We start from the raw sequence: 18,642 nt of genomic DNA on the forward strand, positions 1-18,642 counted from the left end.
CGCAACGCCTTCGGACGGCAGAACGAGTCCTTCGAGGCCGCGGTCGACATCCGCGGAGTCGACGGCGATCCCGTGGAGGGCGTCTTCATCCGCGCTCCCTGGGTCGAATCCGTGGGCGCCGGAACCGAGGTGCTAGCCGAGCACGACGGCCACATCGTCGCCGTCCGGCAGGGCAACGCGCTCGCCACGTCGTTCCACCCGGAGCTGACCGGAGACCACCGAGTGCACTCCCTGTTCGTCGACATGGTGCGCGCCGACCGGACACCGGAGTCCTTGTAGGATCTCTGGAGTTCGTTGCAGAGATGGGTTACGCGAAGGAGACAGGCAGATGTCCGGCCACTCTAAATGGGCTACGACGAAGCACAAGAAGGCCGTGATCGACGCCAAGCGCGGCAAGCTCTTCGCGAAGCTGATCAAGAACATCGAGGTCGCGGCGCGGATGGGCGGCGTCGACCTCGAGGGCAACCCGACCCTCTACGACGCCGTGCAGAAGGCCAAGAAGCAGTCGGTTCCCAACAAGAACATCGACTCGGCCATCAAGCGCGGAGGCGGCCTTGAGGCCGGCGGCGCCGACTACGAGACGATCATGTACGAGGGCTACGGTCCCAACGGCGTCGCGGTGCTCATCGAGTGCCTCACCGACAACCGCAACCGCGCCGCCTCCGACGTGCGCGTCGCCATGACCCGCAACGGCGGCAACATGGCCGACCCCGGTTCCGTGTCGTACATGTTCAGCCGCAAGGGCGTCGTCATCGTCCCCAAGGGCGAGCTGAGCGAGGACGACGTCCTCGACGCGGTCCTGGACGCGGGCGCCGAGGAGGTCAACGACCTCGGTGAGACCTTCGAGGTCATCAGCGAGGCCACCGACCTGGTCGCGGTCCGCACCGCCCTCCAGGAGGCCGGCATCGACTACGACTCCGCCGACTCCAGCTTCGTGCCGTCCGTCCAGGTCGAACTGGACGAGGAGGGCGCGAAGAAGATCTTCAAGCTGATCGACGCGCTGGAGGACAGCGACGACGTGCAGAACGTCTTCGCCAACTTCGACGTCAGCGACGAGATCATGGAGAAGGTCGACGCGTAGCGCCGCCGCGAGCTCAGCACCTTCTTCGGCGGGCCGGTGGGACACATCCCACCGGCCCGCCGTCGTTGTCAGTGGCAGCGGATAGCCTGGCGTGCAGGAGAAAGATCACCGTCCGCGGTCCGCGGACACCGGCCGCGGAACGACGGCGGTGTCCGGCCGGGTCCGCGGGAGCGGCGGCGGTCCGGCCACGGAGAAGGGGAGGGGCGCGTGCGCGTACTGGGGGTGGACCCCGGCCTGACCCGGTGCGGGGTCGGCGTCGTCGAGGGGGTCGCGGGCCGTCCGCTCACCATGATCGGTGTCGGGGTCGTCCGGACCCCCGCCGACGCGGAGCTCAGCCACCGCCTCCTCGCCGTCGAGCAGGGCATCGAGCAGTGGCTGGACGAACACCGGCCGGAGTACGTCGCCGTGGAGCGCGTCTTCAGCCAGCACAACGTGCGCACGGTGATGGGCACCGCCCAGGCCAGCGCCGTCGCGATGCTGTGTGCCGCCCGGCGCGGCATCCCCGTCGCCCTGCACACCCCCAGCGAGGTCAAGGCCGCCGTCACGGGCAGCGGACGTGCCGACAAGGCGCAGGTCGGCGCCATGGTCACCCGGCTGCTGCGGCTCGCCGAGCCGCCCAGGCCCGCGGACGCCGCCGACGCCCTCGCGCTCGCCATCTGCCACATCTGGCGGGCCCCCGCCCAGAACCGACTCCAGCAGGCCGTCGCCCGGCATGCAGTCCACGCAACGAAAGGCCGTACGGCATGATCGCCTTCGTCAGCGGCACGGTCGCCGCACTCGCCCCCGACGCCGCGGTCGTCGAGGTCGGCGGCGTCGGCATGGCCGTCCAGTGCACCCCGAACACCCTGTCCACGCTGCGCCTCGGTCAGCCCGCCAAGCTGCACACCTCCCTCGTCGTCCGCGAGGACTCGCTCACCCTGTACGGCTTCGCCGACGACGACGAGCGCCAGGTCTTCGAACTGCTGCAGACCGCGAGCGGCGTCGGCCCTCGCCTCGCCCAGGCCATGCTGGCCGTGCACACCCCGGACGCGCTGCGCCGCGCCGTGGCCACCGGCGACGAGAAGGCCCTCACCGCCGTCCCCGGCATCGGCAAGAAGGGTGCCCAGAAGCTGCTGCTGGAGCTGAAGGACCGCCTCGGCGAACCCGTCGGCGCCCCCGCGATCGGCGCTCCGGTCAGCCAGGGCTGGCGCGACCAGCTGCACGCGGCCCTCATCGGCCTCGGCTACGCCACCCGCGAGGCCGACGAGGCCGTGACCGCCGTCGCACCGCAGGCCGAGGCCGCGGGCGGCACCCCGCAGGTCGGACAGCTGCTGAAGGCGGCCCTGCAGACCCTGAACCGCGCCCGCTGACCCCGAACACTGACGAGGCACATTCATGAACTGGGACGACACGACCGACCCCTCCGCCGAGGAGCGGCCCGTCGGTCCCGCCGAGGAGCGGCTGGTGGGCTCCGTCGCCGACCGGGAGGACCAGGCCGTCGAGGCCGCCCTGCGCCCCAAGGACCTGGGTGAGTTCATCGGCCAGGAGAAGGTCCGCGAACAGCTCGACCTGGTCCTGCGCGCCGCACGCGCGCGGGGCGCCACCGCCGACCACGTGCTGCTCTCCGGCGCGCCCGGGCTCGGCAAGACCACCCTGTCGATGATCATCGCGGCCGAGATGGGCGCCCCCATCCGCATCACCTCGGGCCCCGCCATCCAGCACGCCGGCGACCTCGCCGCGATCCTCTCCTCCCTCCAGGAGGGCGAGGTGCTCTTCCTCGACGAGATCCACCGGATGTCCCGGCCCGCCGAGGAGATGCTCTACATGGCGATGGAGGACTTCCGCGTCGACGTCATCGTCGGCAAGGGCCCCGGCGCCACCGCGATCCCGCTGGAGCTGCCGCCGTTCACCCTGGTCGGCGCCACCACGCGCGCGGGCCTGCTGCCGCCCCCGCTGCGCGACCGCTTCGGCTTCACCGCGCACATGGAGTTCTACGAACCGCACGAGCTGGAGCGCGTCGTCCACCGCTCGGCGCACCTGCTGGACGTCGAGATCGACCCGGACGGCGCCGCCGAGATCGCCGGCCGCTCCCGGGGCACGCCCCGCATCGCCAACCGTCTGCTGCGCCGCGTCCGCGACTATGCGCAGGTCAAGGCCGACGGGGTGATCACCCGCGAGGTCGCGGCCGCCGCCCTCGCCGTCTACGAGGTCGACACCCGCGGCCTCGACCGCCTCGACCGCGCGGTCCTGGAGGCGCTGCTGAAGCTGTTCGGCGGCGGACCGGTCGGCCTGTCCACCCTCGCCGTCGCGGTGGGGGAGGAGCGGGAGACCGTGGAGGAGGTCGCCGAGCCGTTCCTGGTCCGGGAGGGCCTGCTCGCCCGTACCCCGCGCGGCCGGGTGGCCACGCCCGCGGCATGGGCGCATCTCGGCCTCACCCCGCCGCGCCCGCCGGCCGGGGGAAACGGACAACAGGACCTGTTCGGGGCGTGATGGCCGCCGCCCGGCGAGGGCGGTGGCCCAGCAGGAACCCAGGTGCCATGCTGAGCGTTGTTCCATGCGAGCGGACTCGCTTAGACTCCGCCGATGCCGCCCTTGCGGGCGGCGCCGACCCCCGCCCCCATCCAACAGGCCGCTCACCGCGCGGTCGCGCGAAGGAATTTCCGTCCCGTGAATGCCTATACCCTTCTCCCGTTCATCGTGCTCATCGCGGCCATGTTCCTGATGACGCGCTCGGCCAAGAAGAAGCAGCAGCAGGCCGCCAACATGCGGAACGAGATGCAGCCCGGCTCGGGTGTCCGCACGATCGGGGGTATGTACGCGACGGTCAAGGAGGTCAACGAGGACACGGTCCTCCTCGACGCCGGACCGGGCGTCGAGCTCCTCTTCGCCAAGAACGCCATCGGCGCCGTCCTCACCGACGACGAGTACAACCGCATCGTCCACGGCGTCGAGCACGACCTGAAGTCCGGCGCCGGCATCGTCCCGGACGACGCCTCCTCCCTCACCGAGACCGACGAGACCGACGGTTCCGCCGCCGCTGCCGCCGCCGACGGCAAGCTCGACCTCGGTAAGAAGGACGCCGCCGAGCGCGGCGAGGACGCGATCCAGGCCGCCGAGGACAAGGCCGACGCCGCCGAGGCCAAGGCGGAGGACGAGTCCAAGAAGACCGACGGCGACTCCGACGCGAAGTAGTCACGCCCCGGGAGGCGCGGCGGCGGCATGACGGCGCCCCCGCGAGTCCCGGGCGCGTCTGTTCCCGCACGGGAGCCCGACACCATGTCATGGCCGACCGCGCCGACCGGGCGCGGGGCGGCCCGAGAGGGAGTACGAGAAGGTGGCAGCACCTAAGAGGGGCCGTAACGCGAGCGCCCCGAGCAAGCCAGGGCGCTCGCTGGCCCTCATCCTGATCGCCATCGTGGCGCTCACCGGGGGGATGTTCGCCTCCGGGCACAAGACTCCGCGTCTCGGCATCGACCTCGCCGGTGGTACGAGCATCACGCTCAAGGCGAAGGCCGACCAGGGGTCCGCGATCAACAAGGCCAACATGGACACCGCGGTCGACATCATGAACCGCCGTGTCAACGGTCTTGGCGTCTCCGAGGCGGAGGTGCAGACCCAGGGATCCGACAACATCATCGTCAACATCCCCAAGGGCACCAACTCCAAGGAGGCCCAGGAGCAGGTCGGCACCACCGCCAAGCTGTACTTCCGGCCGGTCCTGGCCCAGGAGGCCAGCGGCCCCGCGGGCAGCCCCTCGCCGAGCGCGTCCACCGGCGGCAGCTCCTCGCCCAAGCCGAGCGCGAGCCCGTCGTCGAGCGCCTCCTCGAAGCAGAAGGGCTCCTCGTCCGGCTCCCCGTCCCCGACGGCCACGGCGACCTCCCAGGGCCGCGCCGTCACCGACGCGCTGAAGGCCGGCTCCACCCCCTCGCCGAGCGGCTCCGCCTCCGGCAGCGGCAAGCCGTCGCCCAGCCCCTCGGCCTCCTCCGGCAGCGGCTCGGGCGCGGACACCAAGCAGCTCCAGGCGCAGTACGCCGCCCTGGACTGCACCAAGCCCGCCGACCGCGCCAAGGCCGGCAAGAACGTCAAGCCCGGCGACCCCACCGTGGCCTGCGGCCAGGTCGACAAGGCCTGGTACAAGTACCTGCTCGGCCCCGCCGGCGTGGACGGCACCGAGGTGAAGAAGGCCCAGGCGGTCTTCGACACCCAGGGCGCCTCCGGCTGGCAGGTGCAGATGACCTTCACCAAGTCCGGTGCCGACAAGTTCGCCGACATCACCGGCGAGCTGGCCAAGAACCAGCAGCCGCAGAACGAGTTCGGCATCGTCCTGGACGGCGAGGTCGTCTCCAGCCCGTTCGTGCGGACGGCCATCACCGGCGGCCAGGCGGAGATCTCCGGCAGCTTCCAGCAGGACGAGGCGCAGGGCCTGGCCAACATGCTGTCGTACGGCGCCCTGCCGCTGTCCTTCCAGGAGCAGTCCGTCACCACCGTCACCGCCGCGCTCGGCGGTGAGCAGCTGCACGCCGGTCTGCTCGCCGGCGCGATCGGTCTCGCGCTGGTCGTGATCTACCTGGTGGTCTACTACCGCGGCCTGTCGGTCGTCGCCATGGCCTCCCTGCTGGTCTCGGCGATGCTCACCTACCTGATCATGACGCTGCTCGGCCCGGCCATCGGGTTCGCCCTGAACCTGCCGGCCGTCTGCGGTGCCATCGTCGCCATCGGTATCACCGCGGACTCGTTCATCGTGTACTTCGAACGCATAAGGGACGAGATCCGCGAGGGCCGCACGCTGCGTCCCGCCGTCGAGAGGGCCTGGCCGCGTGCCCGGCGCACCATCCTGGTCTCCGACTTCGTGTCGTTCCTCGCCGCCGCGGTGCTGTTCATCGTGACCGTCGGCAAGGTGCGGGGCTTCGCGTTCACGCTCGGCCTGACCACCGTGCTCGACGTGGTCGTCGTCTTCTTCTTCACCAAGCCGCTGATGACGCTGCTCGCCCGCCGCAAGTTCTTCGCGAACGGCCACAAGTGGTCCGGCCTCGACCCGAAGAGCCTGGGTGCCAAGCCGCCGCTGCGCCGCACCCGCCGTCCCGCCGGTCCCGCCGCCGGTTCCGTCGACACCAAGGAGGCGTGAGCATGTCCAAACTCGGCGACCTCGGCGCACGACTGCACCGCGGCGAGATCAGCTACGACTTCGTCGGCAAGCGCAAGATCTGGTACGGCATCTCGATCCTGATCACCATCACGGCGATCGTCGGCCTCGCGGTGCGCGGCCTGAACATGGGCATCGAGTTCCAGGGCGGCGCGGTCTTCACGACGCCCACGAAGATGAGCACGTCGGTGGCCCAGGCGGAGGACTACGCCAATCAGGCCTCCGGCCACCAGTCGGTCGTGCAGAAGCTCGGAAACGGCAGCCTGCGCATCCAGATCGCGGGCATCGACACCGACCAGTCCAACAAGGTCAAGCAGGAGCTGGCCAAGGACCTGAACCTCGACCCCGAGAAGCTCGCCGCCGACCTGGTCGGCCCGAGCTGGGGCGAGCAGATCGCCAGCAAGGCCTGGGAGGGCCTGGCGATCTTCATGGTCCTCGTGGTGATCTACCTGGCGATCGCCTTCGAGTGGCGGATGGCCGTCGCGGCCCTGGTCGCGCTGATCCACGACATCACCATCACGACCGGTATCTACGCCCTGGTCGGCTTCGAGGTCACGCCCGGCACGGTCATCGGTCTGCTGACCATCCTCGGTTACTCGCTCTACGACACGGTCGTCGTCTTCGACAGCCTCAAGGAGCAGACGAAGGACATCACCAAGCAGACCCGCTTCACCTACAGCGACATCGCCAACCGGTCGATCAACGGCACCCTGGTCCGCTCCATCAACACCACGGTCGTCGCCCTGCTGCCGGTCGCCGGTCTGCTCTTCATCGGCGGCGGCTTCCTCGGCGCGGGCACGCTCAACGACATCTCGCTGTCGCTGTTCGTCGGCCTCGCGGCCGGTGCCTACTCGTCGATCTTCATCGCCACGCCGCTCGTCGCCGACCTCAAGGAGCGCGAGCCGGCGATGAAGGCCCTCACCAAGCGGGTCCTGGCCAAGCGCGCCCAGGCCGCCACGGACGAGGACGCCGCGCAGGCCCGCACCGGCGATGACGACACCGACGACGCGGCCCCCGCCGTCGTCGGCCCGCGCAACCAGCCCGCGTCCCGCAACCGGGGCCGCGGCCGGACCTCGGGGAAGCGCCGATGACCGAGCTCGCGGACGTCCCGGCGCTGCTGCTCAGCCGCATCCGTGATGTCGCCGACTATCCGGAGCCGGGCGTGATGTTCAAGGACATCACCCCGCTCCTGGCCGACCCGGCGGCCTTCACCGCGCTCACCGACGCGCTCGCCGGGATCGCCGCCGGCACCGGCGCGACCAAGGTCGTCGGCCTGGAGGCCCGGGGCTTCATCCTGGGCGCCCCGGTCGCCGTCCGCGCGGGCCTGGGCTTCATCCCCGTCCGCAAGGCGGGCAAGCTGCCCGGAGCGACCCTGCGCCAGGCGTACGACCTGGAGTACGGCTCGGCGGAGATCGAGGTGCACGCCGAGGATCTGGCCGCGGGCGACCGCGTCCTGATCGTGGACGACGTCCTGGCCACCGGCGGCACCGCCGAGGCCGCGATCCAGCTCATCCAGCGCGCGGGCGCCGAGGTCTGCGGCCTCGCGGTCCTGATGGAACTGGGCTTCCTGGGCGGCAGGGCCCGCCTTGAGCGGGCGCTGGGCGGGGCCCCGCTGGACGCCCTGCTGCAGGTCTGAGCGATCCGCACGGCGAAACGGCCGCCCCGGGATCCCCGGGGCGGCCGTCGCCGTACGGACACCCGCCGCACACCCGGAGAACCCCCCGGGGACATCTCCAGGAATCCCAGGGGAGTCCCGCGCGTTGCACGGGTAGTCGGTCCTCACAGCCGCCTGCAGGCGATGAGCGGGCGCAGGATCGCTACCATGGGGTCTCCGGAGCCTGACCGGGGGACCCGGATCGCGCACGAGGAGCCCTCTTGCCAGACGAGGCCCAGCCACTGACCGCCGCCAAGCCCGAGCCCGCCTCGGCCGCCACGGCCAAGCCCGCGCCGAGCGCTTCCCACGTGAAGAACGACACCCGTGGGACGGTGGAGCACGCCCAGTCCGCGCCCGTCGAGAAGAGCGCCGAGTCCGCGCGCCCCAAGCCGGCCCCGCCCGAGCGCCCGGCGCAGCCCCCGGTGGTGCGCCAGCCCGCCGCGCCCCCCACCCGCTCCGGCTCCTCCAACCGCGTGCGGGCCCGCCTCGCCCGCCTCGGCGTCCAGCGCGCGAACCCGTACAACCCCGTCCTGGAGCCGCTGCTGCGGATAGTGCGCAGCAACGACCCCAAGATCGAGAACTCCACGCTGCGCCAGATCGAGCGCGCCTACCAGGTCGCCGAGCGCTGGCACCGCGGCCAGAAGCGCAAGAGCGGCGACCCGTACATCACGCATCCGCTCGCCGTCACCACCATCCTCGCCGAGCTGGGCATGGACCCGGCCACGCTGATGGCGGGGCTGCTGCACGACACGGTCGAGGACACCGAGTACGGCCTGGAGGACCTGCGCCGCGACTTCGGCGACGTCGTCGCCCTGCTCGTCGACGGCGTGACCAAGCTGGACAAGGTCAAGTTCGGCGAGGCCGCCCAGGCCGAGACCGTGCGCAAGATGGTCGTCGCCATGGCCAAGGACCCCCGCGTCCTGGTCATCAAGCTCGCCGACCGCCTGCACAACATGCGCACCATGCGCTACCTCAAGCGCGAGAAGCAGGAGAAGAAGGCGCGCGAGACCCTGGAGATCTACGCGCCGCTCGCCCACCGCCTCGGCATGAACACCATCAAGTGGGAGCTGGAGGACCTCGCGTTCGCGATCCTCTACCCCAAGATGTACGACGAGATCGTACGGCTGGTGGCCGAGCGGGCACCGAAGCGTGACGAATACCTGGCCATAGTGACCGACGAGGTCCAGACCGACCTGCGGGCCGCCCGCATCAAGGCGACCGTCACCGGCCGCCCGAAGCACTACTACAGCGTCTACCAGAAGATGATCGTGCGGGGCCGCGACTTCGCCGAGATCTACGACCTGGTGGGCATCCGCGTCCTCGTCGACACGGTCCGCGACTGCTACGCCGCCCTCGGCACGGTGCACGCGCGATGGAACCCGGTCCCCGGCCGGTTCAAGGACTACATCGCGATGCCCAAGTTCAACATGTACCAGTCGCTGCACACGACGGTGATCGGCCCCAACGGCAAGCCGGTCGAGCTGCAGATCCGCACCTTCGACATGCACCGCCGCGCCGAGTACGGCATCGCCGCGCACTGGAAGTACAAGCAGGAGGCCGTCGCCGGCGCCTCGAAGGTCCGCACCGACGTCCCCAAGGCCGGCAAGAAGGACGACCACCTCAACGACATGGCGTGGCTGCGCCAGCTGCTGGACTGGCAGAAGGAGACGGAGGACCCGGGCGAGTTCCTGGAGTCCCTGCGCTTCGACCTGTCCCGCAACGAGGTCTTCGTCTTCACCCCCAAGGGCGACGTCATCGCGCTGCCCGCCGGTGCCACCCCGGTGGACTTCGCGTACGCCGTGCACACCGAGGTCGGCCACCGCACCATAGGAGCGCGGGTCAACGGCAGGCTCGTACCGCTCGAGTCCACCCTGGACAACGGCGACCTGGTGGAGGTCTTCACCTCCAAGGCGTCCGGCGCCGGCCCGTCCCGCGACTGGCTCGGCTTCGTCAAGTCGCCCCGGGCGCGCAACAAGATCCGGGCCTGGTTCTCCAAGGAACGCCGTGACGAGGCGATCGAGCACGGCAAGGACGCCATCGTCCGCGCCATGCGCAAGCAGAACCTGCCGATCCAGCGCATCCTGACCGGCGACTCGCTCGTCACGCTCGCGCACGAGATGCGCTACTCCGACATCTCCGCGCTGTACGCGGCGATCGGCGAGGGCCATGTCTCCGCACCGAACATCGTGCAGAAGCTCGTCCAGGCCCTCGGCGGCGAGGAGGCCGCCAGCGAGGAGATCGACGAGGCCGTCCCGCCGTCGCGCAGCCGCAGCCGCAAGCGCCGTTCCAGTGCCGACCCGGGTGTCGTCGTCAAGGGCGTCGACGACGTGTGGGTCAAGCTGGCCCGCTGCTGCACGCCGGTGCCCGGCGACCCGATCATCGGCTTCGTCACGCGCGGCAGTGGCGTATCGGTTCACCGCAGCGACTGCGTCAACGTCGACTCACTGTCCCGCGAGCCGGAGCGCATCCTCGACGTCGAGTGGGCACCCACCCAGTCGTCGGTCTTCCTGGTCGCCATCCAGGTGGAGGCCCTGGACCGCTCCCGTCTGCTGTCGGACGTCACCCGGGTCCTGTCCGACCAGCACGTCAACATCCTCTCGGCGGCCGTCCAGACGTCCCGGGACCGGGTGGCCACCTCGCGCTTCACCTTCGAGATGGGCGACCCCAAGCACCTCGGCCACGTCCTGAAGGCCGTACGGGGCGTGGAAGGCGTGTACGACGTCTACCGCGTGACGTCCGGCCGCAGCCGGTCCTAGGCACCCAGGGCCGCAGGCACCCACGGCAAAGGGCCCCGTACGACCGTACGGGGCCCTTTCACCTGACCGGCGGGCGGATCAGCCGCCGAACTCGTGCAGGCCCTTCAGAGCCTGGTCCAGGAGCGCCTGGCGGCCCTCCAGCTCCCTCTCCAGCTTGTCGGCCTTCGCGTTGTTGCCCTGGGCGCGCGCCTGCTCGATCTGCGCCCTCAGCTTGTCCACGGCGGCCTGCAGCTGACCGGTGAGGCCCTCGGCACGCGCGCGTGCCTCCGGGTTCGTCCGGCGCCACTCGGCCTCCTCGGCCTCCTGGATCGCCCGCTCGACGGCGTGCATCCGGCCCTCGACCTTCGGCCGCGCGTCCCGCGGGACGTGACCGATGGCCTCCCAGCGCTCGTTGACCGAGCGGAAGGCGGCCCGCGCGGACTTCAGGTCGGAGATCGGCAGGAGCTTCTCGGCCTCCTCGGCCAGCTCCTCCTTCAGCTTCAGGTTCTCCGACTGCTCGGCGTCCCGCTCGGCGAACACCGAGCTGCGGGCGGCGAAGAACACGTCCTGGGCACCGCGGAAGCGGTTCCACAGGTCGTCCTCGTGCTCGCGCTGGGCGCGGCCCGCGGCCTTCCACTCCGCCATCAGCTCGCGGTAACGGGCGGCCGTCGGCCCCCAGTCCGTCGAACCCGACAGCGCCTCCGCCTCGCCGACCAGCCGCTCCTTGGTGCGACGGGCCTCCTCGCGCTGCGCGTCCAGCTGCGCGAAGTGCCCCTTGCGGCGCTTGGAGAACGCCGACCGGGCGTGCGAGAAGCGGTGCCACAGCTCGTCGTCGGACTTGCGGTCCAGGCGCGGCAGCCCCTTCCACGTGTCCACCAGCGCCCGCAGCCGCTCACCGGCCGCCCGCCACTGGTCCGACTGGGCCAGCTCCTCCGCCTCGACGACCAGCGCCTCCTTGGCGTGCCGGGCCTCGTCGGACTGCTTCGCCCGCTGCGCCTTGCGCTCCTCGCGGCGCTTGTCGACGGTCTCCACGAGCTTGTCCAGCCGGGCCCGCAGCGCGTCCAGGTCGCCGACCGCGTGGTGCGCCTCCACCTGCTCGCGCAGGTGGTCGATGGCGACCTGGGCGTCCTTCGCCGACAGGTCGGTGGTCTTGACTCGCTTTTCGAGGAGGCCGATCTCGACAACCAGGCCCTCGTACTTGCGCTCGAAGTAGGCCAGCGCCTCCTCGGGGGAGCCGGCCTGCCAGGAACCGACGACCTGCTCGCCGTCGGCCGTACGCACGTACACGGTCCCCGTCTCGTCGACGCGGCCCCACGGGTCGCTGCTCACAGCGCCTCCTCCACATGATGCCTGCGGGGGGCCTCAGCACCCCCGGGCATCGTCCACAGTTTCGTCACGGCCAACATAGGCGACCAGCGGGTGGCCTGTCCGCATCCAGCGCGACCGAAATTCCGCTACCTGCCACGTCGACCTCGACGTGCGGCATCGGCTCCGGCCCGCGGGGTCGGGACGGGGGTCAGGACTTGGCGACCGTGGCCTTGTCGATCACGACCGTCGCGTTCGGCGCGCCGTCCCCGCGGCCCGTGTTCTCCCCGGCCTTGGCGATCTTGTCGAGCACCTTCATGCCCGCCGCGTCGATGGTGCCGAAGGGGGTGTAGCTGGGCGGCAGCGGGCTGTCCTTGAACACCAGGAAGAACTGGCTGCCGCCGGTGTGCGCCTGTCCGGTGTTGGCCATCGCCACCGTGCCCGCCGGATAGGTGTTCTTCTGCAGGCTCTTGTCCTTGAGGTTCTCGTCCGGGAGCGTGTAGCCGGGACCGCCCGTGCCGGTGCCCTGGGGGTCGCCGCACTGCAGGACGTAGATCTGCTGCGTGGTCAGGCGGTGGCACTTGGTGTGGTCGAAGTAGCCCTCGCCCGCGAGGAAGTCGAACGAGTTGACCGTGTGCGGGGCCGCGGCCGTCTTCAGCGCGATGCCGATGTCACCGCACGTCGTCGCGAGCTTCAGCGTGTACTTCGCCGACGTGTCGATCTTCATCGCCGGCTCCTTCTTCCAGCTCAGCTTCTTCACCGAGCCGGCCGCCGCCTTCTTGCACGGGTCCGCGGGCTTCTCGGCCGGCGTGGGACTCGGCGTCGTCTCGGCGGCGGCGTTGGTCTTCTTGTCGTCGTCCTTGAGCACCCCGGTCGTGTACAGGGCGACACTGCCGATCACGACGACGCCCAGTACCGACGCGATCACGGAGTTGCGCAGACGGGCCTTGCGCCGCGACTCGGTGCGCCGCTGCTGCTGCCGCAAGAACTTCTCCCGGGCGAGCTGACGCCGCCGCTGCTCCTGGCTGACCACCGGGTTCTCTCCTATGCGTGTCGTGTGTCGGACGGGACGCGTACGTCCTCGTGGGCCGACCGCTGCGTGTAGCCCCGTACCGTATATGGGTTCGCTGAGGAAACGGCAGCGCCGGTAGGCTCTGAGAGCAGCTGAAGCCGCCAGTAACCGACATTACGAAGGACGATCGTGCTCATTGCCGGGTTCCCCGCCGGGGCCTGGGGGACGAACTGTTATCTCGTCGCCCCCGCCGCCGGTGAGGAGTGCGTGATCATCGACCCCGGCCACCAGGCCGCCGAAGGCGTCGAGGAAACGCTGAGGAAGCATCGTCTCAAGCCCGTCGCCGTCGTCCTCACCCACGGCCACATCGACCATGTGGCCTCGGTCGTCCCCGTCTGCGGAGCGCACGACGTGCCGGCCTGGATCCACCCCGAGGACCGGTACATGATGAGCGACCCCGAGAAGGCGCTCGGCCGCTCCATCGGCATGCCCCTGATGGGCGAGCTGACCGTGGGGGAGCCGGACGACGTCAGGGAGTTGACGAACGGCACGACCCTGCCGCTGGCCGGGCTGGAGTTCTCCGTCGCGCACGCGCCGGGCCATACCCAGGGGTCGGTGACCTTCGGCCTGCCCGAGGCGGCGGACATCCCGCCCATCATGTTCTCGGGCGACCTGCTGTTCGCCGGCTCCATCGGACGCACCGACATGCCGGGCGGATCCATGGAGGACATGCTGCGGTCGCTGGCCCGTGTGTGCCTGCCGCTCGACGACTCCACCGTGGTGCTGTCCGGCCACGGCCCCCAGACGACCATCGGCCAGGAGCGCGCCACCAACCCCTACCTGCGGCAGGTGGCCGCCGGCCAGGGAGCCGCGCAGACTCCCCGACGAGGATTGTGACGAGAATTTCCGTGAGCACTTTCAAGGCCCCCAAGGGCACGTACGACCTTCTGCCTCCGGACAGCGCCAAGTTCCTGGCCGTCCGCGAGGCGATCGCCACCCCGCTGCGCAACTCCGGCTACGGCTACATCGAGACGCCCGGTTTCGAGAACGTGGAACTGTTCGCGCGCGGCGTCGGTGAGTCCACCGACATCGTGACGAAGGAGATGTACGTCTTCGAGACGAAGGGCGGCGACAGGCTGGCCCTGCGTCCGGAGACGACCGCCCCCGTGCTGCGCGCGGTCCTGGAGGCCAACCTCCACAAGACGGGCAACCTCCCGGTGAAGGTCTGGTACTCGGGCTCGCAGTACCGCTACGAGCGCCCCCAGAAGGGCCGCTACCGCCACTTCTCCCAGGTCGGCGCCGAGGCGATCGGCGCGGAGGACCCGGCGCTCGACGCCGAGCTGATCATCCTGGCCGACCAGGCGTATCGCACGCTGGGCCTGCGCGACTTCCGCATCCTGCTGAACTCGCTGGGCGACAAGGAGTGCCGTCCCGTCTACCGGGCCGCGCTCCAGGACTTCCTGCGCGGCCTGGACCTGGACGAGGACACCCGCCGGCGCGTGGACATCAACCCGCTCCGCGTCCTGGACGACAAGCGTGAGTCGGTGCAGAAGCAGCTGACCGGCGCGCCCCTGCTGCGCGACTACCTGTGCGACGCCTGCAAGGCGTACCACGAGGAGGTCCGCGAGCTGATCACCGCGGCGGGCGTCTCCTACGAGGACGACCCGAAGCTGGTGCGCGGTCTGGACTACTACACCCGCACCACCTTCGAGTTCGTGCACGACGGCCTCGGCTCGCAGTCCGCGGTGGGCGGCGGCGGCCGGTACGACGGCCTGTCCGAGATGATCGGCGGCCCCGCGCTGCCGTCCGTCGGCTGGGCCCTCGGCGTCGACCGCACGGTCCTCGCCCTGGAGGCCGAGGGAATCGAACTGGCCATCCCGTCGGCGACCAGCGTCTACGCGGTCGCGCTCGGCGACGAGGCCCGGCGGGTGCTCTTCGCGAAGATCACCGAGCTGCGCAAGCTGGGCGTCGCGGCGGACTTCGCCTACGGCGGCAAGGGGCTGAAGGGCGCCATGAAGAACGCCAACCGCTCGGGCGCCCGCTACACCGTCGTGGCCGGCGAGCGCGACCTCGCCGAAGGCGTCGTCCAGCTCAAGGACATGGAGTCCGGTGAGCAGACGGCGATCGGCGTCAACGAGATCGTGGCGGAACTGGAATCCCGTCTCGGCTAGCGACCACAGGGGCGCCGGATCCCTCCGGCGCCCTTCTCGGTGGCCGGGCGGTCCGTGGCCCATGGCGCCGCTGACGGCCACGGTGTGCCGCCGGGGCGGTCATCCGCCCGGATGAGCCGGGTCACAGCCGGACCCACGGGCCCGTCAACGCGGCGGGCGGCGATTCGTCCTGCCGGACGATCCCCGCACGGGATCTCCCTGCGCGCGTGGCCGTCGCCGGGCCGGTGCTCAGGACGGTGATCCCGCCGGCGTCCGGTGAGCCGTTGCCCCGTAGGACCTTCGGTGTGGTGGTCTCGCCCGCGCCATGGGGTCCGAGCAGGCCGAAGACCCTCCCGCGCCGGATCGCGAGACCCGGACCGTCCACCGCGGACGGGTCCCCGCACCGCTCGCGCGGCCCCCCGCGCGTTCGTTCGCGTGTGTGCTCATGCCCTCGGGCCCCGGCCGGAACCGAGCGGTCCGGGCCCGCCGTGCGTACCTTCTTATGTCCACCGAACGGTGGAGGCACAGGCCTGTGCGGCACAATGGCCGGTGCCCGAAGATGGTCCGACTCTCAAGTGACGGAATCGGCGTGATGAGCAAGACCACAGTGAACGACGTCTCCGCGGAGCCCGGTCCGGAGCGGGCCGCCGACGCCCCGCGCGCGGTGGGCGGCAGCCGTGCCCTCGCCATCCTGCTGGTGATCACCGGCGCGGCCGGACTGCTGGCCGCCTGGGTCATCACGATCGACAAGTTCAAGCTCCTCGAGGCCAAGGTCGCGGGCAAGAGCTTCACCCCCGGATGCAGCCTCAACCCGGTCGTCTCCTGCGGCAGCGTCATGGAGAGCAAGCAGGCCGCCGCCTTCGGGTTCCCCAACCCGATGCTCGGTCTGGTCTGCTACGGCATCGTCATCTGCGTCGGCATGAGCCTGCTGGCCCGCGCCCGGTTCCCGCGCTGGTACTGGCTGACCTTCAACTTCGGCACGCTGTTCGGCGTGGCCTTCTGCACCTGGCTGCAGTTCCAGTCCCTGTACCGGATCAACGCGCTGTGCCTGTGGTGCTCGCTGGCCTGGGTCGCCACGATCACCATGTTCTGGTACGTCACCTCGTTCAACGTCCGCAACGGCTTCCTGCCGTCCCCGGGCCGGCTGAAGTCGTTCTTCGGCGAGTTCACCTGGGTGCTGCCGGTCCTGCACGTCGGCATCATCGGCATGCTCGTCCTGACCCGCTGGTGGGACTTCTGGACCAGCTGACGGCCCGGGCGGGATTGTCAGTGGGGTGTTTTAGGGTTTCAGCGTGGAACCCGACCTCTTCACCGCCGCAGCAGAAGAACGCCAGGAGAAGGACCCGGCAGGCAGCCCCCTGGCGGTGCGCATGCGACCGCGCACACTCGACGAGGTCGTCGGCCAGCAGCATCTGCTGAAGGCCGGCTCGCCCCTGCGCCGCCTGGTCGGCGAGGGCTCCGGCGGCCCCGCCGGACCGTCCTCGGTGATCCTCTGGGGACCGCCCGGCACCGGCAAGACCACTCTGGCGTACGTGGTGTCGAAGGCGACCGACAAGCGGTTCGTGGAGCTGTCCGCGATCACCGCGGGCGTCAAGGAGGTCCGCGCGGTCATCGACGGCGCCCGCCGCGCCATCGGCGGCTTCGGCAAGGAGACCGTCCTCTTCCTGGACGAGATCCACCGCTTCAGCAAGGCCCAGCAGGACTCCCTGCTGCCGGCCGTGGAGAACCGCTGGGTGACCCTGATCGCGGCCACCACGGAGAACCCGTACTTCTCGGTGATCTCCCCCCTTCTCTCCCGCTCCCTCCTGCTCACCCTCGAACCCCTCACCGACGGCGACATCCGGGGCCTGCTCGAGCGCGCTCTCGCCGACGAACGCGGCCTGAAGAACGCCGTCACGCTCCCCGGGGACACCGAGGAGCACCTGCTGCGGATCGCCGGCGGCGACGCCCGCCGCGCCCTGACCGCCCTGGAGGCCGCCGCCGGGGCCGCCCTGGACCAGGGCGAGAGCGAGATCACCCTGTCGACGCTGGAGCAGACCGTCGACCGGGCGGCGGTGAAGTACGACCGCGACGGCGACCAGCACTACGACGTCGCCAGCGCCCTCATCAAGTCCATCCGCGGCTCCGACGTCGACGCGGCCCTGCACTACCTGGCCCGCATGATCGAGGCCGGCGAGGACCCCCGGTTCATCGCCCGCCGCCTGATGATCTCCGCCAGCGAGGACATCGGCCTCGCCGACCCGAACGCGCTGCCGATCGCGGTCGCCGCCGCCCAGGCCGTCGCCATGATCGGCTTCCCCGAGGCCGCCCTCACCCTCAGCCACGCCACCATCGCCCTGGCCCTCGCCCCCAAGTCCAACGCGGCCACCACCGCGATCGGCGCCGCCATGGAGGACGTGCGCAAGGGCCTGGCCGGCCCGGTGCCGCCGCATCTGCGCGACGGCCACTACAAGGGCGCCGCGAAGCTGGGCCACGCCCAGGGGTACGTGTACCCGCACGACCTGCCGGAGGGCATCGCCGAACAGCAGTACGCCCCGGACGCCCTGAAGGACCGCGAGTACTACACGCCGGGCCGGCACGGTGCCGAGGCCAGATACGCCGACGCCGTGGAATGGACCCGTAAGCGCCTCGGTCGCAGGCGGTCCTGAGCACCCTGTAGACTGCCCCGAAGTGCCGAGTCCCGTGCCGTCAGAGCGGGACAGCCGGCCGGAGAACCGGTCCCTCGCGGACCGGCTCCAGGAGCGTCGCGCACCGTCGAACGGTGTCGCGGGCAGCCCACCACCACCCGAATCCCGGGAACGGTCGGTGGGCCACTCGCGTGCTGCACGTATGTGCCCAGACCAGGGAAGCGGCTGCCCGGCAGGTCCCCTGCGGACCCGACGGGTTTTCCCGGCTGCGGATGCGACCTCCCTAACTCTGGCAAGCCGGAAACTACGAAAGAGAAGAACAAGTGGCGAACCAGTCCCGCCCCAAGGTCAAGAAGTCGCGTGCCCTCGGCATCGCGCTGACGCCGAAGGCCGTCAAGTACTTCGAGGCCCGCCCCTACCCGCCGGGTGAGCACGGCCGTGGCCGCAAGCAGAACTCGGACTACAAGGTCCGTCTGCTCGAGAAGCAGCGTCTGCGCGCGCAGTACGACGTGTCCGAGCGCCAGCTCGTCCGCGCCTACGAGCGTGCCTCCAAGGTCCAGGGCAAGACCGGTGAGGCCCTGATCATCGAGCTCGAGCGCCGTCTCGACGCGCTGGTCCTGCGTTCGGGCATCGCCCGCACGATCTACCAGGCCCGCCAGATGGTCGTCCACGGCCACATCCAGGTCAACGGCCAGAAGGTCGACAAGCCGTCCTTCCGTGTCCGTCCGGACGACGTCGTGCAGGTCCGCGACCGCTCCAAGGAGAAGACGCTCTTCACGATCGCCCGTGAGGGTGGCTTCGCCCCCGAGGGTGAGACCCCGCGTTACCTCCAGGTGAACCTCAAGGCCCTGGCGTTCCGCCTGGACCGCGAGCCGAACCGCAAGGAGATCCCGGTGATCTGCGACGAGCAGCTCGTCGTCGAGTACTACGCCCGCTGACCCCAGCCCAGGCGCAGC

Annotated in this window: 18 protein-coding genes; 15 read left to right on the forward strand and 3 right to left on the reverse strand. The window is 70.6% G+C overall.

All coding sequences use genetic code 11. The features are described 5' to 3' along the window. The 10 genes from pdxT to FHS34_RS34830 all read left to right on the forward strand — a co-directional run. Positions 1-279, forward strand: a 279-nt coding sequence (pdxT, locus tag FHS34_RS34785; protein ID WP_184973019.1) for a pyridoxal 5'-phosphate synthase glutaminase subunit PdxT, incomplete at its 5' end; no start/stop codon positions are given. Between the two features lie 49 nt (positions 280-328). Then, a complete protein-coding gene (locus tag FHS34_RS34790; RefSeq protein ID WP_184973021.1) occupies positions 329-1,081 on the forward strand; it encodes a YebC/PmpR family DNA-binding transcriptional regulator in 753 nt (250 codons plus the stop codon). Between the two features lie 207 nt (positions 1,082-1,288). Then, on the forward strand, positions 1,289-1,828 hold the full coding sequence (ruvC, locus tag FHS34_RS34795; protein ID WP_184973023.1) for a crossover junction endodeoxyribonuclease RuvC: 540 nt from the start codon (positions 1,289-1,291) through the stop codon (positions 1,826-1,828). Further along, positions 1,825-2,430, forward strand: a complete 606-nt coding sequence (ruvA, locus tag FHS34_RS34800; protein ID WP_184973025.1) for a Holliday junction branch migration protein RuvA — start codon at positions 1,825-1,827, stop codon at positions 2,428-2,430. Before ruvC ends, ruvA begins: the two co-directional genes overlap by 4 nt. 25 nt (positions 2,431-2,455) lie before the next feature. Further along, positions 2,456-3,550, forward strand: a complete 1,095-nt coding sequence (gene ruvB, locus FHS34_RS34805; RefSeq protein WP_184973027.1) for a Holliday junction branch migration DNA helicase RuvB — start codon at positions 2,456-2,458, stop codon at positions 3,548-3,550. A 177-nt stretch (positions 3,551-3,727) separates the two neighbouring features. After that, entirely contained in the window at positions 3,728-4,252 is a 525-nt protein-coding gene (gene yajC, locus FHS34_RS34810) for a preprotein translocase subunit YajC (RefSeq protein WP_184973029.1), read from the forward strand. A gap of 142 nt (positions 4,253-4,394) precedes the next feature. Continuing rightward, positions 4,395-6,185, forward strand: a complete 1,791-nt coding sequence (gene secD / locus FHS34_RS34815) for a protein translocase subunit SecD (protein WP_184973031.1) — start codon at positions 4,395-4,397, stop codon at positions 6,183-6,185. A 2-nt stretch (positions 6,186-6,187) separates the two neighbouring features. Next, a complete protein-coding gene (secF, locus tag FHS34_RS34820; RefSeq protein WP_184973033.1) occupies positions 6,188-7,294 on the forward strand; it encodes a protein translocase subunit SecF in 1,107 nt (368 codons plus the stop codon). After that, positions 7,291-7,839, forward strand: a complete 549-nt coding sequence (locus tag FHS34_RS34825) for an adenine phosphoribosyltransferase (RefSeq protein ID WP_184973035.1) — start codon at positions 7,291-7,293, stop codon at positions 7,837-7,839. Before secF ends, FHS34_RS34825 begins: the two co-directional genes overlap by 4 nt. Positions 7,840-8,078: 239 nt before the next feature. Continuing rightward, on the forward strand, positions 8,079-10,613 hold the full coding sequence (locus FHS34_RS34830) for a RelA/SpoT family protein (RefSeq protein ID WP_184973038.1): 2,535 nt from the start codon (positions 8,079-8,081) through the stop codon (positions 10,611-10,613). A gap of 78 nt (positions 10,614-10,691) precedes the next feature. Here FHS34_RS34830 and FHS34_RS34835 read toward each other — a convergent pair whose 3' ends face one another. After that, positions 10,692-11,921, reverse strand: coding sequence for a DUF349 domain-containing protein (locus FHS34_RS34835; protein WP_184973040.1), 1,230 nt, complete (start codon positions 11,919-11,921; stop codon positions 10,692-10,694). Between the two features lie 187 nt (positions 11,922-12,108). Next, positions 12,109-12,930, reverse strand: coding sequence for a peptidylprolyl isomerase (locus FHS34_RS34840; protein ID WP_184973042.1), 822 nt, complete (start codon positions 12,928-12,930; stop codon positions 12,109-12,111). 168 nt (positions 12,931-13,098) lie between these two features. Here FHS34_RS34840 and FHS34_RS34845 point away from each other — a divergent pair, with 168 nt between their 5' ends. After that, complete coding sequence (locus FHS34_RS34845) at positions 13,099-13,806, forward strand: MBL fold metallo-hydrolase (RefSeq protein WP_184973044.1); 708 nt, start codon at positions 13,099-13,101, stop codon at positions 13,804-13,806. Positions 13,807-13,817: 11 nt separating this feature from the next. Beyond that, the gene (hisS, locus tag FHS34_RS34850; protein ID WP_184973046.1) at positions 13,818-15,080 is read left to right on the forward strand and encodes a histidine--tRNA ligase; all 1,263 of its coding nucleotides are present in this window, start codon (positions 13,818-13,820) and stop codon (positions 15,078-15,080) included. Between the two features lie 121 nt (positions 15,081-15,201). Here hisS and FHS34_RS43880 read toward each other — a convergent pair whose 3' ends face one another. Then, a complete protein-coding gene (locus FHS34_RS43880; protein ID WP_313149693.1) occupies positions 15,202-15,600 on the reverse strand; it encodes an ATP-binding cassette domain-containing protein in 399 nt (132 codons plus the stop codon). Positions 15,601-15,651: 51 nt separating this feature from the next. Between FHS34_RS43880 and FHS34_RS34860 the strand changes: the two genes are divergently transcribed. The 3 genes from FHS34_RS34860 (at position 15,652) to rpsD (ending at position 18,624) form a co-directional block, all read left to right on the forward strand. Further along, the gene (locus FHS34_RS34860; RefSeq protein ID WP_184973048.1) at positions 15,652-16,308 is read left to right on the forward strand and encodes a vitamin K epoxide reductase family protein; all 657 of its coding nucleotides are present in this window, start codon (positions 15,652-15,654) and stop codon (positions 16,306-16,308) included. A gap of 43 nt (positions 16,309-16,351) precedes the next feature. Continuing rightward, the gene (locus FHS34_RS34865; RefSeq protein ID WP_184973050.1) at positions 16,352-17,707 is read left to right on the forward strand and encodes a replication-associated recombination protein A; all 1,356 of its coding nucleotides are present in this window, start codon (positions 16,352-16,354) and stop codon (positions 17,705-17,707) included. Between the two features lie 302 nt (positions 17,708-18,009). Beyond that, the gene (gene rpsD, locus FHS34_RS34870; RefSeq protein ID WP_018570215.1) at positions 18,010-18,624 is read left to right on the forward strand and encodes a 30S ribosomal protein S4; all 615 of its coding nucleotides are present in this window, start codon (positions 18,010-18,012) and stop codon (positions 18,622-18,624) included. The last annotated feature ends 18 nt before the right edge of the window (positions 18,625-18,642 follow it).

The organism is Streptomyces echinatus (genome assembly GCF_014203595.1).
GTDB lineage: Bacteria > Actinomycetota > Actinomycetes > Streptomycetales > Streptomycetaceae > Streptomyces > Streptomyces echinatus.

Excerpts from the sequence above, each read along its gene's own strand:
- ruvA (WP_184973025.1), top strand. The coding sequence starts at position 1,825 with ATGATCGCCTTCGTCAGCGGCACGGTCGCCGCACTCGCCCCCGACGCC.
- ruvB (WP_184973027.1), top strand. The coding sequence starts at position 2,456 with ATGAACTGGGACGACACGACCGACCCCTCCGCCGAGGAGCGGCCCGTC.
- FHS34_RS34790 (WP_184973021.1), top strand. The coding sequence starts at position 329 with ATGTCCGGCCACTCTAAATGGGCTACGACGAAGCACAAGAAGGCCGTG.
- secF (WP_184973033.1), top strand. The coding sequence starts at position 6,188 with ATGTCCAAACTCGGCGACCTCGGCGCACGACTGCACCGCGGCGAGATC.
- FHS34_RS34825 (WP_184973035.1), top strand. The coding sequence starts at position 7,291 with ATGACCGAGCTCGCGGACGTCCCGGCGCTGCTGCTCAGCCGCATCCGT.
- FHS34_RS34860 (WP_184973048.1), top strand. The coding sequence starts at position 15,652 with ATGAGCAAGACCACAGTGAACGACGTCTCCGCGGAGCCCGGTCCGGAG.